The organism is Plantactinospora sp. CA-294935, assembly GCF_050936445.1.
GTDB lineage: Bacteria > Actinomycetota > Actinomycetes > Mycobacteriales > Micromonosporaceae > Plantactinospora.
This window is the reverse complement of record NZ_JBNJMU010000001.1, coordinates 8,502,702-8,529,685: the sequence shown is the minus strand read 5'-3', so window position 1 is coordinate 8,529,685 and position 26,984 is coordinate 8,502,702. Positions and strand designations below refer to the sequence as shown.

Sequence of the window (26,984 nt, the reverse complement as noted above, 5' to 3'; positions counted from 1 at the left end):
AACTCGGATCAATCTGCTTTCCAGGATCGTCGCGGCGTGCGCCGCACACTACAGAAGACAGTTGGAAACTAGATGTACGGCCTAGGACAGATCACCGCGGATCGGGTCCTCGCCGACGCGCTTGAGGTAGTCACCCGGATTGGTGATGGGTCGCCCCTGGTCCCGGTACTTCTGTCGGACCCGTTCCAGGTGGGTCTTCACCGTGCTCCTCTCGATGCCGAGCCGCCGCGCGATGGCGATGTGCGTCATGCCCTCCGCCACCCCCAGCAGGATCTGCCGTTCCCGGGGTGTCAGCGACGGACCGCGGCGGTCGTCGTCGCTCAGCAGGAACGCGTGCTCGGGCGACGTCGGCGTCTCGCCGCGGTGCACGGCCCGAATCGCGTCCGCCAGATCGTGGAGATCGCGTTCCTTGGGGATGTAGGCCACCGCGCCGGCCTCGGTCGCGGAGACCACCCAGCGGCGGTCCTTCACCACCGAAATGACGATCACCTGGCGGCCGGTGGCGGTCAGTTGCGCCACGTTGTGCGCCGGGTCGGTGAAGTTGCCCAGGTCGAGATCGAGTAGCACGATCGCCGGAGCGTCGGCTCCGGCAAGGTACTCGTCGACGGACGCGGCCACCGCCGTCAAACGGATGTCGGGCGTGCTGCCGAACCAGTTCGCGAACGACTGGAGCAGCATCTTCTCGTCGTCGATCGCGCCGATGGTTATGACGGTTTCCATGTGATCTCCACGGTGGTGCCCTCGCCGGGCGTACTGGTGATGTCGCACTGGCCGCCGGCCTCGACCACGCGGTGCCGGATCGAGCCCAGCAGGCCGTACCCGCTCCGCGCTGTCGCGGGCACGAAGCCGGCGCCCCGGTCGACGACCGTGACGCGCACCCCGCCGGTGCCGTCGCCTCGGGTCGTCAGCCACGCCTGCCCGGTGCCCGCGTGCTTGCGGGCGTTGTTGAGCGCCTCCCGGGTGGCCCCCAGTAGCGCCTCGGTGACGTGCCCGGGCACGCCCGTCGGCAGTTCCGCCGAGTTGTGGTCGATCCGCAGCCCGAGCGCCGCCAGGTCACGCACGACGCGCCCGAGCCCGGTACTGAGGTCCGTCGACATCGCGTCGTCCGACCCGGTGATCAGGGAGCGCAGGTACCGCGCGTCGCGCTCGCACTGGCTGCGGAACTGCTCGGTGTTGAGGTCGATCTGCCCCATCGCACCCACGGTCAGCGTGGACAGCACCGTGTCGTGCAGGTTCCGGTACTGCCGCCGTCGCTCCCAGTCCCGGGCCTCGACCGACGCCATCCGGGCGGCCGCGTCGGCGGCCTGGCGCTGGGCCGCCAGCGCGGACGTGTGGGCCTCGTCCGCGGCGCGCGCCGACGAGCGTACCCAGGCGGCGGCGAATCCGGCGGCGACGGTGAACAGGACCAGCGAGCCGATGTTGCCGGTCGCGGACGCGAGGGGCGAGGAGCCGGCGGCGAGATCCCGCCACACCCCGGCGAGGTAGCAGCCGGACAGCAGGAGGATCGACGGTGCGGCCAGCCAGCGCGGGCTGAACACGACGGCGAGTACGCCGGCCGCGTTCGCCGGCCCGACGGTCCAGTTCGCCCACCCGATCGCGTGACCGGGCGCGGTCGACCGGCCGATCACGACGAGCGCGACCCCGATGAGCAGGACGTCGACGACGACGGCGAGCGACGTGATGCGCCGCCCGCGCAGCGCGGCTCCGTAGAGCACGAGCGACCACACGGCGGCGACGGCGTAGAGGCCGAACACGACGCCCGGCCGCAGGTATGCCGACCGGTCGGTGGAGACGGCGGCCGCCCCGGCCGTGGCGTACTGCGCGAGCCGGAGCGCCCCGAACCCGCGCACCAGCACGCGCTCGGCTTGTTCCCGCCCGTCGACCCCCGCCACGCTCCCAAGATTTCAAATCCCGGGAGTACGCGGAAGTCCGCTCTGCGGCGGACTCCCACGATCAAGACGTTGCGGTCATCAGGTCGAACGCCGCGACGGCACTGCCGTGCAGGCTGCCCAGCCAGACGGTGTCGCCGTGCCGGCGTACCCCGGTGACCATCGAGAAGCCCGGGACGCATGCCTGGAGGTCGTACCGGACCCGGCCCTCGGCGTCCACCGCCTGCACCCAGGCGGTGTCCGCCGGCTTCGGCTGCAGGAAGTCCGGCAGCGCCCAGACCGCCCGCCGCACGGCGGGGTGCCACGGCGAGACCCGGTCCAGCAGTGCGTTCCGGGGCGAGCCCATCGCGATCCAGAGCAGCCCGTCGTCGTCGGGGGCGAGGTTGTCGGGGAAGCCCGGCAGGTTGTCGGCCAGCCGGTCCACCTCTCCGGTACGCGGCCCGGCCAGCCACACCCGGGTCAGCCGGTACGCCCCGGTCTCGGCCACCACCACGTACGACTCGTCGGCCGCCAGCGCCACCCCGTTGGCGAACTGGAGCCCGGTCAGCACCTCCTCGGTACGCCCGTCCGGACGCCACCGGAGCAGGCGTCCGGTGCCGGAGTGTTCGAGCAGGTCGGCCTTCCAGTGCGGCAGCCCGAAGCGCTGCGACGAGTCGCTGAACCAGATCGACCCGTCGCCGGCCACCGCCGCGTTGTTGCAGAGCCGGAGCGGCGCCGACCCGACCACGGTCCCGGCGGCCACCAGGGTGCTGACCCGGGCGGTGTCGGGGTCGACCCGGAGCAGTCCGCGTGCCGCGTCGCAGACCACCAGCCGGTCGTCGCGGTCCAGTTCGACGCCGAGCGGCCGGCCGCCGGTCTCGGCGATCACCCGTGGCCCGGTGCCGTCCGTCGACAGCCGCACCAGCCGGCCGTCGGCGAGCCCGGTGTGGACCCGGCCGGCGGAGTCGACCGCGACGTCCTCCGGCCCCTGGCCGGGCACGGCGTGCAGGCGTACCGGTGGCATCCGGTCGGTGCCGCTGTCCTGGCGGGCCCGGGCCGGTGCCCGCTCCGGTCGCCACACGACGGGATCGATCCGGGGCTTGGCCATGGCTCATGGTATCCATCCGGATCGTTGCCGTCGCCGGTCCGGTTCCGTCCACCCTGGACAGGCCCGGGCGGGTCGGCTTGACGGCTCCGGCCGGGTAACGATATAAACCATCTGGTTATAGAACTGAGAGGTTACAAAAGATGAGTGCGGATCTGCTCGACGCGACCTTCGCGGCCCTGGCCGACCCGACCCGGCGGGCGATCCTCGCCCGGCTGGCCACCGGCGAGGCCAGCGTCACCGAGCTGGCCGCGCCGTTCGCGATGAGCCAACCCGCCGTCTCCAAACACCTCAAGGTGCTGGAACGGGCCGGGCTCGTCTCCCGGGGCCGGGACGCGCAACGCCGGCCGTGCCGGTTGGAGGCCCGGCCGCTCAAGGCCGCCCTGGACTGGCTGGAGAACTACCGCGACTACTGGGCCGAGAGCTACCAGCGGCTCGACGGCCTGCTCGCCGAACTCCAGGCCGAGGGCGGCGAGGGGCGGTGACCAGCGGCGACCGGGAGCTGACCGTGACCACCCCGACCGACCGGGAGATCGTGCTCAGCCGCGCCTTCGACGCCCCGGCCGGGCTGGTCTTCGACGCGCTGACCCGCCCCGACCTGCTCCGCCGCTGGTTCGGCGCGCGCGGCTGGCAGCTCGTCGACTGCCAGGTGGACCTGCGGGTCGGCGGCGCGTGGCGGTTCGGCTCCCGGGGCCCGGGCGGCGAGGAGATGGCGCACGGCGGGATCTACCAGGTGATCGAGCCGGCCCGGCGGCTGGTCTACACCGAGCGGTACGACGACCAGTCGTACCCGGGCGACACCCTGATCAGCCACCGGCTCGCCGAACGGGCCGGAGTGACCACCCTGACCAGCACGATCCGCTACGCCACGCCCGAAGGCCGGGACCGGGTGCTCCGCTATCCGATGCGGCGCGGCGTGACCGAGGGCTACCGCCGGCTCGACGACCTGCTCGCGGAGCGGATCGAGGCCCGCTGACCCCGAGGACCGCCGGTCCCCGGCACCGGCCGGGCACCGATGTCGACACACACAGAGAGGCACTCACCGTGAACTGGACCCTGGAAGTGGTGGTCGTCCCCGTCTCCGACGTGGACCGGGCCAAGACCTTCTACGCCGACCAGCTCGGCTTCCATGTCGACCACGACACCCGGATCAGCGACAAGGTACGCCTCGTCCAGCTCACCCCGCCGGGCTCGGGCTGCTCGATCGTGATCGGCACCGGCGCCGTGCCGGACATGCCGCCCGGCTCGCTGCGCGGGCTGCAACTCGTCGTCAACGACCTGGCCAAGGCGCGCGCCCAACTCGTCGAGCGGGGTGTCGAGGTCAGCGAGATCCAGGTCCTCGGCGAGAATCCGGAGGCCGTCGCGGAGCCGCTGGACAACGTCGGATTCGTCTTCTTCAGCGACCCGGACGGCAACGGCTGGGCCGTGCAGCAGATCTCCTCCCGGGGATAGCCGGCCGGCCCTCGGATGTCGGTACGGCCGCGTAGCATCCGCTGCCGTGACCGCCGTCCAGACGTACCGGTATCTCGGCCCCTCCACGCTCCGACCCGACGGTCTGGCCCTACAGACCAGTGGCGGGCCGGTAGCCAACCCCCGGTTCTTCTCCGGGTTCCTGACCATGCCACGGGCGGCCGCCGCCGGCCTGCTCGCGGTGGCCGAGGTCGCCCGCAGCCGCTACTACCGGCCGGCCGACCCGGCCAGCCTCGACCCGGTGGTGACCGGCAGTCGGGACCGGCTGCGCTTCGAGTCCTTCTCCGGCTGCTGCGGCGTCTACGCCCGGCTCGACGCGCTGCCGGCCGGGATCGACGGCGAGATCGTCGCGCACGGCACCACCAACGTCGACGTCAACCCGCCGCTGCGGGCGGCGCTGGCCCGGGTCGGCGGGCTCGACCCGCTGCACCTCTCGGTCGGGCCGGACGACCTCACCGTCTCCACCCTGGACGGATCGGTGATGGAGAAGAAGGTCCCGCTGCCGGGGCGCTGGCTGCGCGGCTTCGCCGAGGTGCACGTGCTGGCGGCGGCCTTCGAGCCACGGGCCGAGATACCGGCCACCGAGGCGGCCGCCTTCCTGCGCCGGCTGCCCGGCGCCGGAGACCGGTCGGTGCTCTGGGCGGTGCCGGCCGGGCGGTCGTTGCGGCTGACCGGGCGACCGGTGCCGGGCGCGGTCTGCCTGGCCGGGGCCGACCGGCTGGCCACGCTGCGCGGACTGCTGCGCCACGCGAAAACCCTCCGGGTGTACGGCCCGACCGTCGCGGCCGGCTCCCCGCCGTTGCCGAGCGGCTGGGAACTGGACACCGGCGAACTGCGGCTGTCGCTCACCCTCTCGCCCGAGCCGTACCGGGGTTTCTCGGGGGAGGGGGCGAGCCTCGCCGCGCTGGCCGGAGACGACGTCGTGGACGACGCCGAGCTGGTCGGTGCGCTGCTCTCCTGGGATCCGACGATCGACGTCGACACGCTCGCCGAGGGGGCCGGGATCGGCACCGACCGGGTCCGTGCCGCGCTGGCGCAGCTCGGCACCGCCGGCCGGGTCGGTTTCGACGTGTCGCAGGCGGCGTACTTCCACCGGGTGCTGCCGTACGACGCCGGCCGGGCCGAGCGGGACAACCCCCGGCTGCTCGGCGCCCGGGCCCTGGTCGAGGCGGGCGCGGTGCAGGTCGACGGCGCCACCGCGACGGTACGCAACGGTGCCGACGTCTACCGGGTGCGCAGCCACCCGGACGGCCGGTACACCTGCTCCTGTCCCTGGTGGGCCCGGCACCGGGGGCAGCGCGGGCCGTGCAAGCACGCCCTCGCCGTGTCGATGGTCGGCGCACCGGCGCAGGACCCGGCGTGACCGAGAGCATCTTCGACCTCATCCACCAGCGCGCGGTCGAGGCGGTCGCCGACGCGCTCGCCGGGCTGTCCGAGCCGGACCGCCGGCAGCTCGGTGTCGAACTGGTCGCCTTCGTCCGCCGGCTCAGGGACAACTGGTGGGTCGGCCGGGAGGCGGCGGCGCTCGCGGTGGCGGCCGTCGGCTGCCTGCCCAGCGCGGCGAAGGCGGCCGAGATCCTCGGGCGGCGCGCGGTCGAGCTGGACATGGCGGCCGGTCCGCCGGTGGTGGCGGCGGCCCGGGACCGGGGCATCGACTGGCTGCCCGACCTCGCCCGGCGGCTCGCGGGCCGGCTCACCGGGACCCCGCCGGGTAGCTGGGGTCTGGTCGCCTACCTCTTCGTCGAGGAGAAGCTGACCCCGCCGACCGGGGACCGGTTCGTCGAGGGCTGGCTCGACGAGATGTCCTGGCCAAGCGGCGGGCGAGAGGCACCCCCGTTGCCCGACCGGTTGCGCGCCGACCCCTTCCTCGACCCGCTGCTGCCCCGGCTCTTCGAGGTGGACGGGCTGGGCGGCCGGCTCGGCTTCGAGGACTACCACACCGGGGCGGCGATGGCCCTGCCGCACGCCCTCGTCCAGCTCACCGCCGAGGGCCGGGTGGACCGGGCGGTGCTGCTCGGCGGCTGCGTCGACCGGCTGGTCCGGGGCGACCGGGCAGCCGCGCTGCGCCCCTTCCTCGTCCTGCACGACCTGCTCGCCCCGACTCCGGCCGAGCGCGCCGACCGGGCCGGCGACTACCTCAGGCTGCTCGCCGACGGCCCGGGGCCGGTAGCGTCGATGGCGCAGAAGGCGCTGCGCGGAGCCGCCGACGTCGAGCTGGAGGAGCTGCTCGACGCGTCCCGGGCGGTGTTGATCCGCCCCGAGAAGGGCCTGGTACGCGCCCAGCTTCGCTGGCTGGACCAGCTTGCCCGGCAGCGGCCCGAGCGGGCCGCGGAGATCGCCGACGTGCTCGGCGCGGCGGCCGAGCACCCAGCGGTGGAGCTGCGGGACCGAGCCGTGGCACTGGCCGCCAGGCACGGCGCGGCACCGGCACCGGCACCGGCCAGCGTGGTCGCGCGCTCCGGCGACGACCTGCCGCCCGCGCCGGCGTCGACGGCGGTCCCACCCCCGATCACCGACCCGGACGAGCTGGCCGAGGAGGTCGCGACGCTGCTCAGCACCGGGCTCACCACGCTGCCGCTGGAGCGGGTGCTGGACGCGGCCGTCCGGTTGACCACGACCGACCAGCCGGCCCTGACCCGGGCGCTGGCGCCGGTGCTGGACCGGCACGGCTCCGGTGAGCACCGCTGGTCGCCGTCCTGCCTGCACGGCCCGGTCGAGGATCTGCTGCGCGCGGCGGCCGGCCCGGCCCAGATCAGTACGCTGCGCAGGTGGTGGGTGGGGCTGCTCTCGGCCGCGTACAGGTCCCAACTGGCCGGTGACCCGCGGATCGCCCCGCCGCACCGGCTGCTCCGGGTCCGGCTCGCCGAGATCGGCACCTACCTCGGCCGGTCCCCAGGTGTGGTCCTGCTCGCCACGCCCACCTCGACGAACGGCGCGCTCGACCCGTCCGCGCTGTACGACCGGCTGGCCGCGCTCGGCGAGGCACAGCCGTGGCGCTGGGACCTGACCCAGGCGCTGCTCCGGCTGCCGCCCGGCGGTGACGACACGTTGGCGGGACGCGCCGAGGCACTGCGCACCCCGGGCGGGGACCGGCTCGCCGCCTGGCTGCGTTCCGGCGGGCTGCCGCCGCCGACGTTCCGGCCCGTCAGGGTAAAGTTCAAGCCGGTCACCTACTACTACTCGGGTAAACACGCCACCCCGGTCGAGCGGGTGCAGGTCGAGGTCGGCACGGCGCAGGAGGCCGGCGCGCAGCACTTCGACGACCCGCTGGGGCTGCTCACCGGTCGGGTGGCCCGGTTCGACAACCACTGCGCGCGATGGTCCCGGCTCTGGCCGTACGTGCTGCCCGGCTATCGGGGACTGGTCGCCGCGTACGCGCTGAACGACATCGCCGGCGCCGCCGACCAGGACCTCCGGGGCGGTGCCGAGATACTGCCGCTGCTCGCCGAGAGCACCGGGGACGGTGGGACGGCGCTCGACCTGGCCCTGGCGTACGGGCTCGCCGCACGGCACCGGGCCGACCGGGTTGCCGCCGTCGACGCCCTGCTGGTGCTCGCCGCCGCAGGTGAGTGGGATGCCGCCTCCGTGGGTCGGCAACTCGGGGAGCTGGCGTCGGGCGGGATGGTCACCCTGACCCGGACGGTCGAGCCGCTCCGGGACCTGGCCCTGGCCGGTGCCCGACTCAGCACCTGGCGACTGCTCGCCGCCGCCCTGCCGGCCCTGCTGGCCGCGCCGAAGCCACGCCCGGGCGTATCCGACCTGCTGACCCTGGCGGCGGAGACGGCGACCGCCACCGGTGTCCCGATCGCCGTCCCCGGGCTGGCCGAGGTGGCCGCCCGCCGGGGGGCGAGCCGGCTCTCGACCGAGGCCCGCCGCCTCGTCGCCGCGCTCGGCCACCCGGCCGCCGCGGCGACCGGATAGCGCCGGCCACCGCTGAACCTCTCTCAACCCCATGCGGTCCGTCGTGGCCGCAGGTGGAGGTCCCGGCGCGTGCGTCGCGCGGTGCGGGTGGAGAAAGGTTCACCGGACGCGGGCTACGCCGGACCGGCGGGTACCGACGGCAGCCCGGCGGTCGCGGTGCGTAGCTGCGACTCGGAGAGTTCGTGGTCGGCGAGGTCGCCCGCGAGGTAGGCGCCGTAGGCGGCGAGGTCCAGGTGCCCGTGCCCGCACAGCGCGGTCAGGATCACCTTCTCCTCGCCGGTCTCCTTGCACCGCAACGCCTCCTCGATGCAGGCGGCCAGTGCGTGGGTGGGTTCGGGGGCCGGCACGATCCCTTCGGTACGCGCGAACCGCACGCCCGCCTCGAAGCACTCCCGCTGGCCCTTCGCCACCGCCTCGATCAGCCCCAGCTCGTAGACGTGCGAGATCAGTGGTGACATCCCGTGGTAGCGCAGCCCGCCGGCGTGGATCGGGTCGGGGATGAAGTCGTGTCCGAGAGTGTGCATCTTCATCAGCGGGGTCATCCCGGCGGTGTCGCCGAAGTCGTACGCGTAGACGCCCCGGGTCAACGACGGACAGCTCGCCGGCTCGACGGCCCGGATGGTCACCTCCATCCGGCCGGCCAGCTTCTCCCGGAGGAACGGGAACGCGAGTCCGCCGAAGTTGGAGCCGCCGCCGGTGCAGCCGACGATCAGGTCCGGCGTCAACCCGACCTTGCCGAACTGGGCGATCGCCTCCTCACCGATCACCGTCTGGTGCAGCAGTACGTGGTTGAGCACGCTGCCCAACGCGTAGTTGGTGTCCGAGCTGCCGGCGGCCACCTCGACCGCCTCGGAGATCGCGATGCCCAGCGAGCCGGGTGAGTCGGGCTGCTTGGCCAGCACGGCCCGGCCGGCCGCGGTCAGCTCGGACGGCGACGGGTGGATGACCCCGCCGAACGTCTCGATCATGATCTTCCGGTACGGCTTCTGGTCGTACGAGGCCCGCACCTGCCACACCTCGCAGTCCAGGCCGTACTGCGAGCAGGCGAAGGCGAGCGCGGTTCCCCACTGGCCGGCACCGGTCTCGGTACTCAGCCGGCGGATTCCCGCCGCCGCGTTGTAGTACGCCTGCGGCACCGCCGTGTTCGGCTTGTGCGACCCGGCCGGCGACACGCCCTCGTACTTGTAGAAGATCTTGGCTGGGGTGCCGAGCGCCCGCTCCAGCCGGTGCGCCCGGTACAACGGGGACGGCCGCCAGAGTCGGTAGACGTCCAGTACGTCTTCGGGTATGTCCACGTAGCGCTCGGCGGTGACCTCCTGCTCGATCAGTGCCGTCGGGAACAGCGGCGCCAAATCGTCCGGACCGACCGGCGCCAGCGTGCCCGGGTGCAGCACCGGCGGCGGTGCGGCGGGCAGGTCGGCCACGACGTTGTACCAGCGACGCGGCATCTCCGACTCGTCCAGCAGAATCTTGCTCGGCTCACCCATGGGCACGAATTGAACCGTCCCGAGGCGGTGATGTCCACGATCGCCGTGCCGTCCCGGCAGGGGCGGGCGGGTTGGCGTACCTGCGCGGCTCGACGTCCGCGCCGGCGGCCGGCGACGACGGCCGGCCCGGCGACGACGGCCGGCCCGACGAAGCGTCGCCGAAACCGCGGTCGATCCCGCTGGCCAACCGTGCCCGGGTGTCAGAGCCGGGCCGGGCCGTACGGGACCTGTCCGGTACCGAGCCGTCGCAGCCGGGTGCGCACCCGGTCGGCGTCCGGGTGGTGGAGGTCGTCGAAGATCTCCACGGCCTCCCGCCAGGTGTGGCGGGCGGTCTCCACTCCACCGGCGGAATACCGCGCGTCGCCGAGCCGGACGAGCGTGTCGGCGGTGGCGGGACGGTTGCCGAGGCTGCGGAACAGCTCCAGGGCCCGGCGGTAGCAGGCGATCGCCTCGGTGAGCTGGCCGAGGTGCCGGTGGGCGTACCCGAGGCTGTTCCAGGTGTGCGCCTCGGCGGGCCGGTCGCCCTGCTCCTGCTGCTCCGCCAGGGCCAGATAGCAGGAGGTGAGGGCGGACTCGTACTCGCCGAGCTGGGCCCGGCACCACCCCACCGAGCTGAGCGCCCGGGCCTGGCCGATTCGGTGTCCCGCCGCCCGGAACAGCTCCAGCGCCTGCTCGGCGTGCCGCAGCGAGTCACGGTACCGGGACTGCTGCTCGGCGACCAGGGCCAGGTTGTGCTGCACCTGTGCCTGGCCGACGGGGTCGTCCAGCTCCGCGAAGAGCGCGAGGGCCTGCCGCAGGTGCGAGTGACTGTCGTCGTGCCGGCCGAGCCGCAGGTAGGCGATCCCGAGATAGCGCAGTGCGTACGCCTGGTCGGGCCGGTTGCCGAGTCGGCGCACCGCGGCCAACGCGCCCTCCAGTACGGCCACCAGGTCGGGCCAGTGGCCGTGCTCGTCGAGGAAGGGCGCGAACGTCCAGGCGAGGGTCCAGGCGTGCGGGAAGTCCACAGGGGAGTTCTCGCCGAGCAGGGCGAGCAGTACCGGTTGCTCGGTGCCGAACCAGGCCCGCGCCTGTTCGGGGCTGTGGAACGTCTCGACGGTCACCCCCGGCTCGGCCGGAGCGGCGCTGATCTCGTCCCGGTGCGGGTGGGTCAGTCGGGCGGCGGCGTACGCGGTGTGCAGGTAGTGGTCGAACAGCCGGCGTACGGCCTGCTGCCGTCCCGGCTGGGGCTCCCGATCGCGCGCCAGTTCGCCGGCGTAGGCACGGAGCAGGTCGTGGCAGCCGTACCGGCCGGGGGAGCGTTCGACAAGCAGACTCGCCCGGGCCAGCTCGGCCAGGGCCGGGCGTGCCTGCCCGAGTGGCACCCCGAGCAGGCTGGCTGCGGCGGCGACACCGATCTCCGGCCCCGGGTGCAGTCCGAATAGCTGGAACAGGCGCGCCGCCCCCGCCGACAGGGTGTGGTAGGAGCCGGCGAAGACAGACCGCACGTCCGTACCCGGATCACCGTCGCCGAACCCGTCGAGCCGGTCGTCGGGCCGGCGCAGTTCCTGGGCCAGGGCCCGAAGTGGAAACCCGGGCCGGGCGGCGCTCCGGGCGGCCACCAGGGCGAGCGCCAGCGGCAGCCGGGAGCACCGGGAGATGATCTCGTCGACCGAGTCCGACTCGGCGGCCACCCGGTCCGCACCGATCCGCCGGGCCAGCAGGTGCCGGGCGTCGACGACCGGCGGCAGGTCGAGGGCGAGCGGCTCGGCGCCCACCCCAGCCACCAGACCGGACAACCAGTTCCGGCTGGTCACTATGACGCCGCAGCCGGGGGAGCCGGGCAGCAGCGGCTGGACCTGTGCGGTGTCGGCGGCGTTGTCCAGCAGTACCAGCATCCGCCGGCCGGCGAGCAGGCTGCGGTACAGCGCCGCCTGCTCGGCCAGATCCGCCGGTACGTGCTGCGGTGGAACCCCGAGCGCGCCCAGGAAGCCGCGGATCGCCTGGTCCGGCCGTGGTGGCGCCGATCCGGCCGGATCGAAGCCGCGCAGGTCGACGTACAACTGGCCGTCGGGGAAGCGTGCGGCCCGGAGGTGTGCCCACCGCACCGCCACGGCGGTCTTGCCGACCCCTGCGGTTCCGGAGATCACCGCGACCGGAGACCCCGGCGGCGAGTCGCCGGTCGGCAACAGGATGGCGTCTAGCCGGTCGAGTTCGGCGGTCCGGCCGACGAAGACCGGCAGGTTGAGCGGCAGTTGCGCCGGCACCACCGGCTGGGCCGGCGGGATGTCGGCTTTCGTCCCGAGCTGGTCGTCGGCCGGCGGCTCCGCCTGGTCGTCGCTGCCGTGCTCGAGGTCCAGCACCGGATCACCCCGCAGGACGGCCCGGGCCAGTCCGCTGAGCTGGGCCCCCGGGTCCAGGCCCAACTCGTCCGCGAGCCGCCGCCGGGTCCGGTGGTACGTCTGGAGCGCGTCCTGGCGTCGCCCGGTGCGGTAGAGCGCGACCATCAGGTGACCGGCGAGGGTCTCGTCCGACGGGTCGCGTTCCACCAGCTCGGTCAGCTCGCCGAGCAGTTCCTCGTGAGCGCCGAGCGCCAGGTCCGTCTCGATCCGCAGCAGCATCGCCGAGCCGCGCAGCCGCTCCAGTCCGGCGCAGACCCGCTCCCGCAGCGGTTCCGGTGCGTCGGCCAGCGGTGTACCGCGCCAGAGGTCGAGCGCCTCGCGGAGCAGGTCGGCCCGGCCGACCCCGGTCAACGAACGCGCCCGCTCGACCAGCCGGGTGAACCGGTGCGCGTCCACCGCCTCGGCGTCGACCTCGATCGCGTACCCGTCGCCGCGCCGGACCAGTGCCTCGCCGCTGCCGTCTCCGGGCGCGTTGAGTGCGGTGCGCAGCCGGGAGACGTAGGTGCTCAGCACGGCCGGAGCGGTGTCGGGCGGGTCTCCGTCCCACAGCAGGTCGACCAGGCGGTGGATCGGCACCGGGCGGCCCGCCTCCAGGAGCAGCAGTCCGAGCAGGCAGCGTTCCCGGCGCCGACCCACGGCCACCGGCGTCCCGCGATGTTCGGCCCGCACAGGACCGAGGATCCGAAAATTCATCATTGTGATCAACAATCCCTGTGTACCAGACAGAAGTGTCCGGTGTAGGTCGTCCCCCTAGGATCTACAGGGTTGACAACTGGCGGGATCCGTTGGTTGCCTGCACGTCCCGACTACTTTCCGGACGGACGGCGTCACCGGCCGCACCGGAGGCCTGGAGCGGATGCGGGGCAACGCCGCCCGGCCGGTGGTGGAGTCCGGGTCTTCGCCGTGTCCGGCGGTCCGGCGCGGTGCCGGTTGGCAGCGGGAACGGGCCGACGGGTTGACGCGCATTCTCCGGAGGCGAGCTGGCGGCCACCGGGGCGCTCGCGCGGCGCGTCCGGCAGAGGTGCGCCGGGCCGGTCGGAGGTCGGGCCACGCCGTGGGAATCGGCTCTAGCCCGGTCGGCGGGGTTCGCGCCCGCCCCGGGCGACGGCAGCTCGGGTCCCGCCGGTCCGTCCCGGCGGGGTCGGCAGATCAGCCGCGCGGCCAGGCCGGGTCGATCAGCCGCCGACCGTTGGGGGAGCTACACCCGCACCGGCGGCAGGTGCCCGCGCTGCGAAGGCCGGGGCAGGACCGGCGGACCTGATCGCGGTCGGCAAGTTCGCCGAACATGCTCCGGTCCGGTGTCCGTGCTCGGGTCCGGCGTTCCGGAGCCGGTTCGGCGTCCGGCGTTCGGGGATCCGTGCTCGGGTCCGGCGTTCAGGGTCCGGTTCGGCGTCCGGCGTTCCGGGTCCGGCGTTCCGGGTCCGGTCCGGCGTTCGGGGTCCGTGCTCCGGTCCCGGCGGTCAGCCGGGTCGGGCGGGCTGTTCGGGCCGCTGGCAGTGTGCGCAGTGCCGGCCGTCCGCCATCACCGAGGGCAGCCACTGCGGTGCCGAGCCGAGCCGGGGATCGCGGTTGAGGATCGCCCGGTGCAGGGCGATCAGCTCCGGTCCGGGCTCCACGCCCAGTTGCTCGCGCAGGGCCTCGCGAGCCCGTCCGTACGCGGCCAGCGCCGGTGCCACGTCACCGCGCCGGTACAGCGCCACCATGAGCTGTCCCCACAGGGTCTCCCGGGTGGGATAGACCAGGGTCAGCCGGCGCAGGTCGCCGACGAGGTCCTCGCTGCCGCCGAGGCCGAGACGCGCCCGCAGATGGCACTCGATCGCGAGCTGCCGCGACTCGTCGAGGGCGCTGAGCCGGGCGGCCAGGGCCGGGCTGCGGGGTACGTCGCTGGCGGCGTCACCGCGCCACAGCGCCAGCGCCGCCGCCAACTGCGTCGCGGCCCGGGCCGGGTCACCGGCGGCGAGCGCCGTACGCCCCAGCCGTAGCCGGTCGGCGAACACCTGTAGATCCAGCTCCTCCGGGCCGACCCGGAGCAGGTAACCGCCGCTGGTGGTGGCCAGCCGGCTCCGGCCGGCCTCCGGCGAGCCGCCCAGCGAGGTACGGAGTCGGGTCGCGTAGGTACGCAGGTTGGCGACGGCCGACACCGGCGGCGGACCCTCCCAGATCAGTTCGATGAGGTGGTCGAGGGAGACCGGTCGGTTCGGCTCCAGCAGCAGGGCGGTGAGCAGTGTTCGTGGCCGGACGCCGTTCACCCGTACCGGCCGGCCGTCCCGCCACACGCGGACGGGACCGAGTAGGGCGAAGCGCAGCCGAAGGCGGCCCCTGGGTGGCGGTGACATGCCGACCAGCCTGAGCCACCGGACTTTCCGCCCACCTTCCGCCAGCCTTCCGGCCGTACTGCCGAGCCCCGGGCGACGGCGGGCCGGGCGGACTCCGGGCATCCGGTCGTCCGCCCGGCACCGCCGGTACGCTGGTCAGTTCTTCGGGCTGCCCTTGGGGGCGGTGTTCCACTCCGGGTTGCCCAGCGTGGTGACCCAGGTCCGTACCTTGGCCACGTCGGCCGGTGCGAAGGCGAGGCTGAGCATCAGCAGCAGTCGTGCCTTCTGCGGCAGCAGGTCGTCCCCGGCGATGATCGGCGAGGTGGTGCTGCCGCCGTAGACGGAGCCGGAGCCGGTCCGGGTGGTGCTGACGAAGACGACTCCCAACGCCGCGGCGGCGCTCCGGGCGCTGCTCTGCGCCGAGGAGATGCCGCCGGCACCGGTGCCGGCGGTGACGATGCCCTTCACCCCGGCGTCGGCGAAGGCGGTGATCGCCTCCCCACCGGCCTGCTGGTAGCCGTAGACCACCTCGACCCGGGGCACTGCGGTGGGGGCGACCTTCGACAGGTCGAACGGGGTCAGCCAGCGCTTCTTCGCGTCGCACTCCTCGACCCGGGCCGGCGCCCGGCCGACCTTGATGTTCGGCCCGTCGACCCAGCCCAGTACGCCCAGTTCCCGGGACTGGAAGGTGTCCATCCGGTAGGAGCTGGTCTTGGTGACGTCCCGGGCGGCGTGGAACTCGTCGCCGAGCAGCAGCACCGTGCCGTAGCAGTAGGTGGACTGGCTGGCCGCCAGCACGATCGAGTTGTACAGGTTGGCGGGACCGTCGGCGCCGATCACCTGCGGCCCGTCCGGGGTGACCGCCGCCCACGGCCGCATCGCGCCGGTGAGTACCACCGGCTTGCGGCTCTGCACGGTCAGGTCCAGCCAGTACGCGAACTCCTCCATGGTGTCGGTGCCGCTGGTCACCACCACCGCGTCGGACTTCTTCAGTGCCGTCTCGACGGCCAGGGTGAGGGCGTGGAACTCGGCGATGGTGTAGCCGCCGGAGCCCTTGTTGCCGAACTGCACCGTCGAGACGTCGGCGACCTGGCCGATCTCCGGCTGGAGCCGGGCCACCATGTCGCCGATGGCGATCCGGCCGGACTGGTAGTCGGTGAAGCTGCTCCGGGAGGTGGCGACGCCGGAGATCGTGCCGCCGGTGCCGATCACGGTGACCTTGGGCTTCTTCGCCTTCGCCGCAGCCACCGCCTGGGCGTACGCGACGCTGCGGATCTCGGTCGGTCCGGTGACTCCGGAGACGACGCCACTGGTCGGGGGCAGCGCCACCGCCGCCGGTTCGGGGGAGCGGTTGACGACCGAGACGAGCGTGGCGGTGAGTGCCGCGGTGAGGACCGGAACCAGTACGGCGGCCAGGCGCCGAGGTGTCGGCCGGAGCCGACCCGGAAGGCTGGACAATGCGACCTCCAGTTGGGGGATGGGGGTAACGGGCATCGTGCGAGCTCCGGTTTTCCTCGGCGTTACAAGATCATTTCCCGTCGTCACCGTTCGGAACGCGCCCGATCCATAGCCGCTATTCGATCTATTTCCGGGGGTGGAAGCTACCGGTTTGGCCGCCTTCGGTCTGAGGTACGGCACATCCGGCTGTGACGATCGGCACATTCACCGCCGGTAGGTGAACCCGGGCGGCCCGGCGGGCTACCCAGGACGGGATGGATGACGTCGACCACGGGCTGCTGCACCGGGTGGCCGCCGGGGACCAGCGCGCCTTCGAGGAGCTGTACGCCCGGCACGGCCAGCCGCTGCTGGCGTACGCCGAAGGGCTGCTCGGCGACCGTGGCCGGGCCGAGGAGGCGCTCCAGGACACCTTCCTGGCCACCTGGCGGGGCGCAGCCTCGTTCGAGGGGCGATCCACGGTGCGTACCTGGCTGTTCGGCATCTGCCGGCGGCAGGCGCTGAGCCGGATGGCCGGACGCCGGCCGGCGCCACTGCCGATGGAGGCCGCCGCCGAGGTGCCGGCCGGTGAGCCCGGCCCGGAGGCGGTGGCCCTGGCCCGGGCCGACGCCCGGGCGGTGGCCGCCGCCCTGGCCGAGCTGGCTCCGGCGCACCGGGAGGTGCTGGACCTGGCGTTCGGCGCCGGTCTCGCGCACGCCGAGATCGCCGAGGTGCTCGGCATTCCGGTCGGCACCGTGAAGAGCCGGCTGTTCCACGCCCGGGCCGGGCTGGCCCGGGCACTGCCCGACGCGGCGGCGGTCGGGGTTTCCGGACGGGAGGCGGGACGATGACCCACCCGAGTGACCTGCTGGCAGGGTTCGCCGCCGGCACCCTGCCGGACGACCGGGCCGGCCAGGTGGCCCGGCACGTCGCCGACTGCCCCGGCTGCGCCGCCGAACTGACCGCCTGGCGGCGGGTGGCCGGCGCCGTCGGTGACCGGGTCGCGGCGGTCGCCCCGCCGCCGCCCGGACTGCTCGGCGCCGTGCTGTCCCGGCTGGCGCCGTCCCGGGACGGCACGCCGGTCGTACCCCGGTATGCGGCTCCGCTCGGCGGCGCCGCCGCGCGCCGGGCGGTGCGGATCCTGGCCGCCCAGCGGCGCCTGGTCGACCGGCGGGTCTGGCCGGTCGCCGCCGTGGTGCTGGCGGCCGGCACCGCTCTCGCCGGCTGGGCGCCGCCGGGACTCTCCGAGCAGGTCCTGGCCATCGTGGTACCCCTGGTCGCGGCGCTGGGCGTGGCCGGTGCCTGCGGCAGCGGCACGGACGAGGCCGGCGAGCTGGTCGCGGCGAGCCTCACCGGGGTACGCGCGGTGCTGCTGGCCCGGCTCACCCTGGTACTCGGCGCGATCTTCGGCGCCGCCTCGGCCGCCTCCCTCGGGCTGGTCTGGTTCGACGCCGGTGCGCCGGTGGGCCTCTTCGCCGCCTGGCTCGGGCCGATGGCGCTGCTCTCGGCGGTCAGCTTCGCGCTGTCGGTGCTGTGGCGGCCGGCGGTAGGGATCGGGGTCGCGATGGGCCTCTGGGTGCTCCGGCTGCTCGCCGGCTCCAACGCCCTGGACGGCACGGTGGACCGGCTGGTCGAGCCGCTGTGGCGGACCAGTGGACCGCTGCTGCTGGTGGCGGCGCTGCTGATGGCCGGCACGGTCGTACTGCTGCCGCACCTGCCGGCCGGAGCCGGAAGCCGCGCCTACGGCCGGTGACCGGCGCCGGAATGTGGCCCGGGTCACCCGCGTGCCGGTGAACCCCGCCGGCTCGCCGGCCCACCCAGTTGCGTGATGGCCCAATATTCCTGGCACATTCCACTGCTGCGGGCCGGGTCCCGCCAACTGTGGCGGTACGAGGCGCGGCGCGCCGGCTGGGCGGCCGGTCTCGCGCCACCGGCGACGCTGCTGGTCGCGGTCGCGATGGCCCTGCTCGCCGGCAACAACGGTGCCGGGCGGCGGCAGGTCGGCGACCTGCTGCTCACCGGACTGGAAGCCCTGCTGCCGCTGGCGGTGGCGATGACTGCGGTGACCCTGGTGGCCCGGGACGGCTGCCGGGAGCTGCAACTCGCCCTCCCCACCCGGTACACCCGCACGCTCGGTCGCCGGCTCGGAGTGCTGGCGCTGGCCGCCGCGCTCTCCGCGCTGGTCTACTCGGCCGGGCTCGGGCTCACCGGCTGGTGGACCGGGCCGGGCCCGCTCGCCTCACCGCTGGTCTGGGCGCCACCGACGATCTGGCTCACCGCCCTGGCGGTGCTGCTGGCCGTACTCGGTCGCAGCGTCGTGATGGCCACCAGCGCGGTCGCCGGGCTGTGGCTGTGCGAGCAGGCCTTCGCGGCCCTACTGGCCGGCCACGACTGGACCCGCCCGCTCTACCTGTTCGCCACCACCCGGATCGGGACCGGGGAGGGCTGGCTGACGAACCGGCTGGTGCTGACCCTCACCGGGTTGCTGCTCGCCGGCACGGTCGCGCTGCTGCTGCGCCGGCCCCATCTGCTGTTGTCCGAGGAGGAGGAGTGAGCGGCATGTCGGAACTGCTCGCGGTCGGCCGGTACGAGTTCCGGATGCAGGCCCGGAAACGGTCGCTGTGGCTGACGATGCTGGTCCTGGCGACGGTGGTCGGGGTGTTCCAGGGCCCGCGCGGGCCCCGCTACCTGCCGGCGGACGCGACGGCGCCGGAGGTGATGGCCGGCTGGGCGCTGCTCTTCGGCATCCTGGTGCCGCTCGGCTTCGGCATGGTGCTGGCGGACCGGCTGGTCCGGGACCGCCGGCTCGGCACCGCCCCGCTGCTGGAGAGCCTGCCGGTCCGGCCGGGTCTGCTGCTGGCCGGGAAGTACCTCGGCGGGCTCACCGCGACCGGGCTGCCGGTGCTGCTGGCGATGCTGGTCGCCGGTGGCTACGAGACCGTGCACCGGGGCGAGCCGCTGATGCTCGGCTGGGCGGTACTGGCGTTCGCCGTTGTCACGCTGCCCGGGCTCGTCTTCGTCGCCGGGTTCGCCCTGACCTGCCCGCTGGCCATCTCCGCGCCGCTGTTCCGGGTGCTCTTCGTCGGGTACTGGTTCTGGGGCAACATGCTTCCCCCGGACTTCCTGCCGTCGCTGTCCGGCACGCTGGTCACGCCGATCGGCGACTATCCGGCGAGCTGGCTCTCGGGCGAGCTGGCGTTCTTTGCCGGCGTACCCGGCTGGCTCTCCTTCCTGCGCCCCGAACCCGGCGCCGGCAGCGCGCTGCTCAGCGTCGCCCTGCTCCTCCTGCTCGGCCTGCTGCCCCTGCTGGTCGCGCACACCGTCCTGTCCCGTCGCCGGCACGCCGCCTGACGCGTCTTGAGAAAGGCTCACCTCGCATGGACATCCAGACCACGGGTCTGACCCGCCGGTTCGGCAAGGTCACCGCGCTGCACTCGGTCGACCTGGCCATCCCCGGCGGCATGTACGGCCTGCTCGGCGCGAACGGTGCCGGCAAGACCACACTGATGCGGATCCTCGCCGGCGTGCTGCCGCCCAGCGGCGGGCAGGTGCGGGTCGGCGGCCACGACCTGACCACCGGGGCGGGTCGGCTGGCCGTGCAGCGCCGGCTCGGGTACCTGCCGCAGGACCTCGGCCTCTATCCCGACCTGTCGCCCCGGGAGTTCCTGGACTACGTGGGTCTGCTCAAGGGGCTCGACGACACGGGGGCCCGTCGGCGGCAGGTCGACGAGTTGCTGGAGCTGGTGGCGTTGACCGAGGTGGCCGGGCGGCGGATGAAGGGCTTCTCCGGTGGGATGCGGCGGCGGGTCGGCATCGCGCAGGCGTTGCTCGGTGATCCTGCGCTGATCGTGGTGGACGAGCCGACCGCCGGGCTGGACCCCGAGGAGCGGGTACGCTTCCGGACCCTGCTGGCCGGGCTGGCCGGGAACCGTACGGTGCTGCTGAGTACGCACATCGTGGAGGACGTGGCGCAGACCTGCCAGCACGCGGCGGTGATGGCGGGCGGCCGGGTGGTCTACACCGGGATGGTCACCGACCTGGTCCGGGTCGGCGAGGGCGCCACCTGGGAGGTGACCAGCTCCGGCCCGGCGCCGACGACCGGGGTGGTGGTATCGGCGATCAGCCGGACCGACGGTACCCACTACCGGGTGGTCAGCCCGACCCGGCCGAGCCCGGACGCGGTGCCGGTGCCACCGTCACTGGAGGACGGCTACGTCGCCCTGATGCAGCGGGCCACCACCTCGCCGGCCACGACCCGGACGGGCTGACCACAGCCTGGTCACCCGGGCGGGGTGGGCTCGGTCGCGCCGACGGCCATCGTGTCGATGAGCCGCTGGATCGGTGGGATGGTCGCGTCCACGCCGGCCTCGTCGAGCAGGTCGAGTCGTTCCAACTCGTCGAGGACTGCCCTGAGGTGTACGGCCACCGGCGCTCCCGGCTGCGGGCGATCCGGCTCGTGCAGCAGATCCGACAGCAAGGGCCGTACCAGCCGGGCCAGCTCCCGGTCGGCGTCCTCGTCCCGACCCAGCCAGGCCCGGACACAGCGCAGGTACGGCTCGGGCGGCAGCCGGCGCACCGTGGCGAACCCCTGCCGTGCCCGTCCCGTGACGCCGGAGAGGAAGGCGACCGCGACGGGTGCCGGCAGGTCGGTGTCGGCAGCGAGCCGCTCCAGCAACAGGGTCAGCGGCAGCGGTTCATGGAGGCGGAAGTCGCACACGCGGAGCCACCGCTGGTAAACGGAGAGACGCTCTGTCGGGCTGGTTTCGGAGAGCGGTGTCAGCAGGAGCGCGATCAGCTCGTGCGCCTCGGAACGCAACGGCGATGCGGGCCCGACGCGAGCCACCTTGACGGCGTCGGGCTGGCGCGCGACCAGCGGGTCGAGCGCGTGTTGGGTCATGTCCTCGCCCACACCGCAGAGGATGTTGACCTCGCGGGCACCCCACCGGAAGCTGACAACGCGTGGCACATGGTCCGGCTGCTGGTCGGGCCAGGCGGGGCCCATCGTCCAGGCCAGGTCGATCGGTGGCGGCGTCTCGTCCGGCCCGGCCAGCCGCAGGTGGATGTCCCGGCTCTCGCCCATACCGATCCGGTCGAGCGCCATGGTCCGGACGAAGCTGGTCCAGTCGGCCGAGAGTAGTTGGGAGCGCCACAGCAACACGTGCCGGTGCCAGGACGGCACGACGTCGACGCCGGCGCCGTACAGGGTGCTGCCGGGTAGCGTTCCGGCGGCGCAGACGGCGAGCAGCAACAGGTTGACCGAGTACGCCGCATGCCGGGCCGGCACCGGCAGCGGGCGGGGCTGGTACCGGTCGTACCGGTGCTCGGTGCGTGGCCAGCTGGCCGCCCGGAACAGCCCGATCAGCAGCTCGACCAGGAAGTCCCGGCGCTCCTGGTTCAGCGTGGACATCATCCCGGTCAGGAACTCGACCACCGGTGCCCGGCCGCACAGCGCGGCCCACGAGGTGAGCGCGTGCAGCCGGCCGTCGTCCACCGGCTGCGGGTCGCCGAACGGCATCCCGAAGGGTGCGCCGGCCGCCGCCTGCCGAGCGGCCACCATGCCGCTCAGGACGTGCCAGACGAGGCGAGCCACCAGGTACTCGCCGAAGGTCGCGTGCAGGAACTCGTACGTCTCCAGATCGTCGTCGCTGGATGCGGCGTTGTCGGTCACCCGGGAGCGGTGGACGAAGAAGAACCGGCCGAGCACGACCTCCGCGGGGCGCAGCGCCGGGCGACGGTCGTCGGCGGGCCGACCGGAGGGATCCGGGCCGAGCAGCGCGACCAGGTCGTCGTCCAACTCCTTCTTGGTGACCCACTGCGCACCCCGGTTGAAGAGTGCGAACGCGACCACCGACAGCCGGTACAGCTCGGCTGCGATCGCCGCGTCCAACTCCGACCGGTCCAGTCCGGCCCGGTGCTTGCTCACCTCGCGGCGGGCGAACCGGTCCAGCAGCCGCTCGTACAACTCGTCGCGGCGTAGCTGGCCCGCGTCGCGCAGCGCGTTGCCGTCCGCGTCATAGAGCGCGAGCATGAGCAGGAGTAGGGGTTGCTCGGCCAGCTTCCCGTGCGCGAGCACGGTGTCGGGGGCCAGCGGTGCCACGTCGCGCCGGGCGAAGTTCTCGGCGTTCACGGCGTTCCACACGTCCAGCCAGGCCCCCACCCGTTCCGCGTCGAACGGTTCCAGGCGTACCGCGACCGTCCCGTCCGGCGGCACCGCCCGGTCGGCCACGCTGGTCCGGCTGGTCACCACGACCACTGCGGGCCGGCCCTGGACGCCCTCGCGGCGCTGGAACCGGGCCACCCGGTCCAGATAGTCGGACTGGCTGATCCCGGTGGCCTGCAACAGTTCGTCGAAGCCGTCCAGCAGGATCACCGGCAGGGCGCCGCCGGCCGCTCCGGCCAGCGCCGGCCAGTCCATCCGCTCACCGGTGACGTCCCGGACCGCAGTCTCGATCTGGTCCTGGAGGTCGGTGAGGGCTGATACGTTCCGCAGCTCGACCCGCACCACCAGGAAGTCGGCGGCCGGCAGCCGTGCCGCGAGCGTGCGGGTCAGCACAGACTTGCCGGAGCCGGGCTGGCCCAGCACCAGCAGCGGCGCCCGGGTGGCGCGCGGCGAGGTGAGGTAGCCCAGCAGGAACTCCGGCAGGTCGGCACGGACCGGCGCACGCATCCACCACGACTCGTCGCTGGGCTTGGAGTCGTCCCCGGTCAATTCCGCGATTCGACACAGCGGCGGGACGTACGCCTGGCCGAGGGCGGGCACGGAAAGCCAGTCCGGCACTTCGCCGGACTCGACGACCGGGTCGTTGAGGGTGTCGGTGTAGGCGCGACGCAGGGCGTCCGGCAGGTCGGCGGCGTCCCGGCCGGCCGCGACGCGGGCCAGCACCCGCTCCAAGCCGGCCAGCGAGGTACCCAGATCGCGTACGCCGGTCTGCGCGTCGCGCAGCACCGTCAGGACCTCGCGAACGTCGGCTCGGGTGCCCTCGTGCTCGCGGACCTGCGCCCAGAAGGCCACCTCGGGGAAGTCAGCGGCAAGTCGCCCGAACAGCTCGTCGTACCGGCGCATCGCCCGCTCGGGCAGCGGCTCTCGGAGCTTGGCGAAGGCGGCCCGTTCCGGGAGCCGAAGCTTTTCCCAGACGGCAAGGCCGGGCACGAAGTTCCACAGCCGCCCCGTGACCGTGCCGTACATCAGACCGAGCCGGGCGCGGAAATCGTCGTACGGCTCGTGCGGCGCCGGCCGGGGCACCGGGGAGGCGAACAGCGCCGTGAGCGGAGACCGTACGGCGCCCTGGAACTCGTGACCGCTGAGGAGTAGCTGTTCGTCGCGGGTCAGCTTCAGCTCGGCGAAGGAGAACGGCAGATCGGATTCGGCCAGTGCCTCGAAGAAGGCGGTCACCACGAGCACGGAGTGCGCGGCGGCGAGCCGTTCGGTACGGTCGTACCGGCCCAACCGGTGCCACTGCTCGTTGGCCTTGCCGACCAGTTCCCGGCTCAGCCGGGCGAATTCCGCCTTGGCATCGAAGAGCGCGAGCATGCCGGGCACCAGCAGCGACCCGCCGAGCAGCACCCCGCCGGCCAGGTTGTCCAGGGCGGTGACGACCGGGCTGTTCCCACCGCCGAGCAGACGTACGGCATCGGCGTACGAGAACGTGTCAGCCACCGGGCCATCATCGTCGAACCGACGGCCGGACGGGTATCGCCGACGTGTCATGAAACCGTCAGCCGACGCGGCCGCTTCCGGACCCGGCTGGCCGGGCTGGCCGGGCACCGCACGGTGCTGCTGAACACGCACGTCGTGGAGGACGTGCCGCAGACCCGCCGGCACGCGCTGACCGAGGTGAACCTGTGTCGATACCGAGGCGGCGACGTGTCGCCATAGGATCAGGGCCGTGCCCCAGCTCGTGATCCTCACCGGCCCGATCGCGGCGGGCAAGAACACCGTCGCGGACAGGCTCACCGAACACCTGACCCGGTGTGGCCGTACCGTCGTGGTCGCCGACGTGGACGAGGTGGCGGCGATGGTGGGCCCGCCCGGCGCGGGCCGGGTCGGCCTGTGGTTCGCGGCCCACGAGGCACACGGTGCGCTCGTCGGCCAGTGGATGCGCTCGAACGTCGAGTACGTCGTGGCGGTCGGACCATTCCACACGGACCAGGAACAGGCGGCGCTCACCCGCATGCTCCCGGACGACGCGGCCGTGCTGTGGATCGTCATCGACGCTGCGGTATCCGTGACGTTCGCACGCGCGCAGGCCGATCCGGGACGCGGACTCTCGCGCGACCCGGGGTTCCACCACCGCGCACACCGCCGCTTTCGGGAGATGTTGCCAACGATTCCCGCTGACCGGACCTTCAACTCGGAAGAGCTGGATGCGGAGCAGATCGCGGCCGCGATCGCGGACACCCTGGGCGTCCGATAGCCGTACCTCTTCCCGACCTGCTCGGGCGGCACGCCCCGAAGCTCTCCCACCGGCATAAGGTCATTGAGGGTGATCTTGCGACGGGGTGGGTCCGCTCGTCAGGGGTGGCATGCCCGGCAGCCGCGTTCGAGGGCTCGCTGCTGTGCTCTGCCGGCGAGGCCGTGCGTTACCGTCGGGACGCTCGCCCGAGTGGTTCCCCGAAGGGAGGGTCTGTGACGCTGGAACAGGGGTCGGTCTTCGCCGGGTACTCCATCGAGCGGCTCATCGGGTCAGGTGGCACCGGCGAGGTGTACGCGGCGCGGCACCCACGGCTGTCGCGCAGCGACGCGCTCAAGGTGCTGGCTGCGGACCGCGATGGTGGGTCGGGTTACCGGCAGCGGTTCGAGCAGACGGTGGACGCGATCGCCCGACTGCGGCATCCGAACATCGTGGCAGTGCACGACCGTGGCGAGTTCGACGGCCGACTGTGGCTCGCGATGGATCTCGTCGACGGTCCGTCGCTGGCGGAGACACTCCGCAGTTCGCCTGCGGGACTTCCCGCCGCGCAGGTCAGCCACACCGCCGTCGCGGTGGCCGGCGCGCTGGACTATGCCAACAGTTGTGGTGTGCTCCATCGGGACGTCACACCCGCCAGTATTCTGACCAGCTCCCAGGGGCAGGTCGCGGTGACCGGTTTCGGTATCTCGCGGTTGGCGCACGACCAGGCGAGCCCGGCGGGCGCCGGGGTGACGCTGGATACGGTGCGGTACTCCTCTCCCGAGCAGCTTCAGGGTGGCCACCTCGACGGGCGCTCTGACCAGTACTCCCTGGCATGTACGGTCTTTCGCCTGCTCACCGGTCATGATCCGTACGAGAACGCCAATCCGGTGGCCGTCATCGCCGCACATCTGGGGCAACCGGTGCCGTCCGTTCGACGGTTTCATCCGCATCTGGCTCCAGGGGTCGACGCGGTCATCGGGCGCGCCATGGCCAAAGACCCGCGGTATCGCTACTCGTCCTGCGGCGAGTTTGCCAACGCCCTCTCGGCGAGCCTCGCCGCCAGTATTCCCGCCCCTGCCGCTGCCGCGCAACAACGGCCAGCCGCACCGGTGCCGGTCGCGCCCCAACCCGTTCCCGCTTACCAGCCGGGTCAGCCGGGCCCGCCGAGTTCTTCGGGACGTACCCGGTGGGCGATAATCGCTGCGGCGCTGGTGGCTTGCGTAGTCCTGGTTGTGGCGGCGGTCTTCGTCACCGCCAGGTTGGCCGGTCCGCAGGATCTGGCGGCACGGGATGACACCGTGTATCCACAGGAGATCCCGTCGATTTTCCGGGTGTCGTTGCGCGACGAGCTTCTTGAGCTGACGGCCGGTACGCCGAAGCCGGTGTGGACGACCCCGATCAGGGGCGGCAGCACCAACATCGTCGGCGGCGACTCCAGCATCGTCATGCTTCAGTCCGGGACCTACCTGCTGGGCCTCGACATGCGTACGGGCGGGCAACGCTGGCCCTACGTCGACCTGCCCGACGCCGCCGCCTCGTGCGCTGTCCGGGATGACCGGATCGGGTGTGTGGCACCCGCCGGCAGCGGGTCGGACTCCACGGTCTTCATCCTGGACACCGGCAGCGGCAGGATCCTGAAAACCGTGAAGGTGCCCAATCAGGAGCTGCGTTCGATGGTGGTCGCCGGCGATCGCTTCGTCGCCACGACGGGAACCCTCGACAAGGAGGGCGGGTTCGCCGTCGGATACACCACCGAAGGTGACCAGGTGTGGGCGCGCGAGGGGCACAACGACATGTACGTGGCGGCCGGTCAGGGGATACTGGTCGACACCGCCTACGACGCCGACGAGGTCGTGTTCGTCAGTACGGCGGATGGCCGTGAAGTCCTCCGGTCCGCTCGGGTCAGCGCGAAACGCGATCTGAACTGGAACATTTTTCGTGGCGGCATCGCGATCCAGAACCAGGATTGGACGGGTACCGACATCTACGATCTCAACGGGGCGAAGATGTCGTCCGTGGCGGGCTGGGAGCCGGCACGTTACCAAAACCGCTACGCCTCGGCCTCGCCGCTGCCACTGCTCGCCCGACTCGGCGACAGGGCTCCGCACTATCCGGAGAGGAACACGGTCGCCGGAGTGAATCCACAGACCGGACACCTGCTGTGGCGGCTGTCCGGGCCGGAGTTGTCCACGCAGATGGCGACGGTGGGCGAACAACTCATCGTGGAGGTCGCCGACCCGGACATGCCTCGTGACTCCACGAGCCTGCCCGAACCGACCGGCCGGCAATTCGTCCGCGTGTACAACTGCATCACCGGCGAACCCATGTCGCCGCCGATCGACATGACGAGGAAGACTGCGGTGGAACCGTATTGGATCGAGTCGGACGGCCTGCGGCTCGTCTACACCTATATCGAGGACACTCCGCAATTGCCCTATCTCACGGTTGGATACGACATGGCGTCAGGGAAGAAGGCCTGGGAGTTGCCGCTGAAGGATCGCCCCGAATACGTCGGTGGCGGGATCGTCGCCGCGAGCGGGGCAGAGACGGTCGGTCTCTTCAAGTGATGTCCAGGGCCCAGGCCAGGCCCTTCGCGCGGTCATGACTACCGGT

20 protein-coding genes are annotated in these 26,984 nt (G+C 72.9%); 12 read left to right on the top strand and 8 right to left on the bottom strand.

Annotated features, from left to right (window positions below; all coding sequences use genetic code 11):
• Positions 1-81 precede the first annotated feature (81 nt).
• The 3 genes from ACQEVC_RS37420 to ACQEVC_RS37410 all read right to left on the bottom strand — a co-directional run bounded on the left by ACQEVC_RS37420 (position 82) and on the right by ACQEVC_RS37410 (position 2,976).
• On the bottom strand, positions 82-720 hold the full coding sequence (locus tag ACQEVC_RS37420) for a LuxR C-terminal-related transcriptional regulator (RefSeq protein ID WP_432887780.1): 639 nt from the start codon (positions 718-720) through the stop codon (positions 82-84).
• A complete protein-coding gene (locus ACQEVC_RS37415) occupies positions 705-1,892 on the bottom strand; it encodes a sensor histidine kinase (protein ID WP_432887777.1) in 1,188 nt (395 codons plus the stop codon). The genes ACQEVC_RS37420 and ACQEVC_RS37415 overlap by 16 nt, the downstream gene beginning before the upstream one ends.
• 61 nt (positions 1,893-1,953) lie before the next feature.
• Entirely contained in the window at positions 1,954-2,976 is a 1,023-nt protein-coding gene (locus ACQEVC_RS37410) for an SMP-30/gluconolactonase/LRE family protein (protein ID WP_432887774.1), read from the bottom strand.
• A gap of 140 nt (positions 2,977-3,116) precedes the next feature.
• Between ACQEVC_RS37410 and ACQEVC_RS37405 the strand changes: the two genes are divergently transcribed.
• The 5 genes from ACQEVC_RS37405 to ACQEVC_RS37385 all read left to right on the top strand — a co-directional run bounded on the left by ACQEVC_RS37405 (position 3,117) and on the right by ACQEVC_RS37385 (position 8,364).
• Positions 3,117-3,458 carry an ArsR/SmtB family transcription factor gene (locus ACQEVC_RS37405; RefSeq protein ID WP_432887771.1) on the top strand — a complete coding sequence of 114 codons (342 nt, stop codon included), beginning with the start codon at positions 3,117-3,119 and terminating at the stop codon, positions 3,456-3,458.
• Positions 3,455-3,949, top strand: coding sequence for an SRPBCC family protein (locus ACQEVC_RS37400; protein WP_432887768.1), 495 nt, complete (start codon positions 3,455-3,457; stop codon positions 3,947-3,949). Before ACQEVC_RS37405 ends, ACQEVC_RS37400 begins: the two co-directional genes overlap by 4 nt.
• A gap of 68 nt (positions 3,950-4,017) precedes the next feature.
• Positions 4,018-4,425: a VOC family protein gene (locus ACQEVC_RS37395; RefSeq protein ID WP_432887765.1), complete on the top strand. Its 408-nt coding sequence runs from the start codon at positions 4,018-4,020 to the stop codon at positions 4,423-4,425.
• Between the two features lie 46 nt (positions 4,426-4,471).
• A complete protein-coding gene (locus tag ACQEVC_RS37390; protein ID WP_432887762.1) occupies positions 4,472-5,806 on the top strand; it encodes an SWIM zinc finger family protein in 1,335 nt (444 codons plus the stop codon).
• Complete coding sequence (locus ACQEVC_RS37385) at positions 5,803-8,364, top strand: hypothetical protein (RefSeq protein ID WP_432887759.1); 2,562 nt, start codon at positions 5,803-5,805, stop codon at positions 8,362-8,364. Before ACQEVC_RS37390 ends, ACQEVC_RS37385 begins: the two co-directional genes overlap by 4 nt.
• 113 nt (positions 8,365-8,477) lie before the next feature.
• On the opposite strand, the gene ACQEVC_RS37380 is transcribed toward ACQEVC_RS37385, so the two are convergent.
• The 4 genes from ACQEVC_RS37380 to ACQEVC_RS37365 all read right to left on the bottom strand — a co-directional run bounded on the left by ACQEVC_RS37380 (position 8,478) and on the right by ACQEVC_RS37365 (position 16,038).
• The gene (locus ACQEVC_RS37380; protein WP_432887756.1) at positions 8,478-9,851 is read right to left on the bottom strand and encodes a TrpB-like pyridoxal phosphate-dependent enzyme; all 1,374 of its coding nucleotides are present in this window, start codon (positions 9,849-9,851) and stop codon (positions 8,478-8,480) included.
• A 200-nt stretch (positions 9,852-10,051) separates the two neighbouring features.
• Complete coding sequence (locus tag ACQEVC_RS37375) at positions 10,052-12,898, bottom strand: BTAD domain-containing putative transcriptional regulator (protein WP_432887753.1); 2,847 nt, start codon at positions 12,896-12,898, stop codon at positions 10,052-10,054.
• Positions 12,899-13,689: 791 nt separating this feature from the next.
• Positions 13,690-14,565, bottom strand: a complete 876-nt coding sequence (locus ACQEVC_RS37370; protein WP_432887750.1) for an AfsR/SARP family transcriptional regulator — start codon at positions 14,563-14,565, stop codon at positions 13,690-13,692.
• Positions 14,566-14,700: 135 nt separating this feature from the next.
• Complete coding sequence (locus ACQEVC_RS37365) at positions 14,701-16,038, bottom strand: asparaginase (RefSeq protein WP_432887747.1); 1,338 nt, start codon at positions 16,036-16,038, stop codon at positions 14,701-14,703.
• Positions 16,039-16,256: 218 nt separating this feature from the next.
• Between ACQEVC_RS37365 and ACQEVC_RS37360 the strand changes: the two genes are divergently transcribed.
• The 5 genes from ACQEVC_RS37360 (at position 16,257) to ACQEVC_RS37340 (ending at position 20,246) form a co-directional block, all read left to right on the top strand.
• Positions 16,257-16,829 (top strand): RNA polymerase sigma factor, encoded by a 573-nt coding sequence (locus tag ACQEVC_RS37360; RefSeq protein ID WP_432887744.1) that lies wholly within the window; start codon positions 16,257-16,259, stop codon positions 16,827-16,829.
• The gene (locus ACQEVC_RS37355) at positions 16,826-17,731 is read left to right on the top strand and encodes a hypothetical protein (RefSeq protein WP_432887741.1); all 906 of its coding nucleotides are present in this window, start codon (positions 16,826-16,828) and stop codon (positions 17,729-17,731) included. Before ACQEVC_RS37360 ends, ACQEVC_RS37355 begins: the two co-directional genes overlap by 4 nt.
• 75 nt (positions 17,732-17,806) lie before the next feature.
• Positions 17,807-18,532: a hypothetical protein gene (locus ACQEVC_RS37350; RefSeq protein WP_432887738.1), complete on the top strand. Its 726-nt coding sequence runs from the start codon at positions 17,807-17,809 to the stop codon at positions 18,530-18,532.
• Positions 18,529-19,329, top strand: coding sequence for an ABC transporter permease (locus ACQEVC_RS37345; protein WP_432887736.1), 801 nt, complete (start codon positions 18,529-18,531; stop codon positions 19,327-19,329). Before ACQEVC_RS37350 ends, ACQEVC_RS37345 begins: the two co-directional genes overlap by 4 nt.
• A 26-nt stretch (positions 19,330-19,355) precedes the next feature.
• Entirely contained in the window at positions 19,356-20,246 is an 891-nt protein-coding gene (locus ACQEVC_RS37340) for an ABC transporter ATP-binding protein (RefSeq protein ID WP_432887733.1), read from the top strand.
• Positions 20,247-20,257: 11 nt separating this feature from the next.
• On the opposite strand, the gene ACQEVC_RS37335 is transcribed toward ACQEVC_RS37340, so the two are convergent.
• Complete coding sequence (locus tag ACQEVC_RS37335; protein WP_432887731.1) at positions 20,258-23,635, bottom strand: NACHT domain-containing protein; 3,378 nt, start codon at positions 23,633-23,635, stop codon at positions 20,258-20,260.
• A gap of 229 nt (positions 23,636-23,864) precedes the next feature.
• Here ACQEVC_RS37335 and ACQEVC_RS37330 point away from each other — a divergent pair, with 229 nt between their 5' ends.
• Entirely contained in the window at positions 23,865-24,392 is a 528-nt protein-coding gene (locus ACQEVC_RS37330) for a hypothetical protein (RefSeq protein WP_432887728.1), read from the top strand.
• Between the two features lie 212 nt (positions 24,393-24,604).
• The gene (locus tag ACQEVC_RS37325) at positions 24,605-26,938 is read left to right on the top strand and encodes a serine/threonine-protein kinase (protein ID WP_432887725.1); all 2,334 of its coding nucleotides are present in this window, start codon (positions 24,605-24,607) and stop codon (positions 26,936-26,938) included.
• The last annotated feature ends 46 nt before the right edge of the window (positions 26,939-26,984 follow it).

What these genes read in the sequence shown, in the direction of transcription:
- ACQEVC_RS37420 (WP_432887780.1), bottom strand. Translation starts at nt 720, where the DNA reads ATGGAAACCGTCATAACCATCGGCGCGATCGACGACGAGAAGATGCTG.
- ACQEVC_RS37410 (WP_432887774.1), bottom strand. Translation starts at nt 2,976, where the DNA reads ATGGCCAAGCCCCGGATCGATCCCGTCGTGTGGCGACCGGAGCGGGCA.
- ACQEVC_RS37405 (WP_432887771.1), top strand. Translation starts at nt 3,117, where the DNA reads ATGAGTGCGGATCTGCTCGACGCGACCTTCGCGGCCCTGGCCGACCCG.
- ACQEVC_RS37380 (WP_432887756.1), bottom strand. Translation starts at nt 9,851, where the DNA reads ATGGGTGAGCCGAGCAAGATTCTGCTGGACGAGTCGGAGATGCCGCGT.
- ACQEVC_RS37370 (WP_432887750.1), bottom strand. Translation starts at nt 14,565, where the DNA reads ATGTCACCGCCACCCAGGGGCCGCCTTCGGCTGCGCTTCGCCCTACTC.
- ACQEVC_RS37365 (WP_432887747.1), bottom strand. Translation starts at nt 16,038, where the DNA reads ATGCCCGTTACCCCCATCCCCCAACTGGAGGTCGCATTGTCCAGCCTT.
- ACQEVC_RS37360 (WP_432887744.1), top strand. Translation starts at nt 16,257, where the DNA reads ATGGATGACGTCGACCACGGGCTGCTGCACCGGGTGGCCGCCGGGGAC.
- ACQEVC_RS37355 (WP_432887741.1), top strand. Translation starts at nt 16,826, where the DNA reads ATGACCCACCCGAGTGACCTGCTGGCAGGGTTCGCCGCCGGCACCCTG.
- ACQEVC_RS37350 (WP_432887738.1), top strand. Translation starts at nt 17,807, where the DNA reads ATGGCCCAATATTCCTGGCACATTCCACTGCTGCGGGCCGGGTCCCGC.
- ACQEVC_RS37340 (WP_432887733.1), top strand. Translation starts at nt 19,356, where the DNA reads ATGGACATCCAGACCACGGGTCTGACCCGCCGGTTCGGCAAGGTCACC.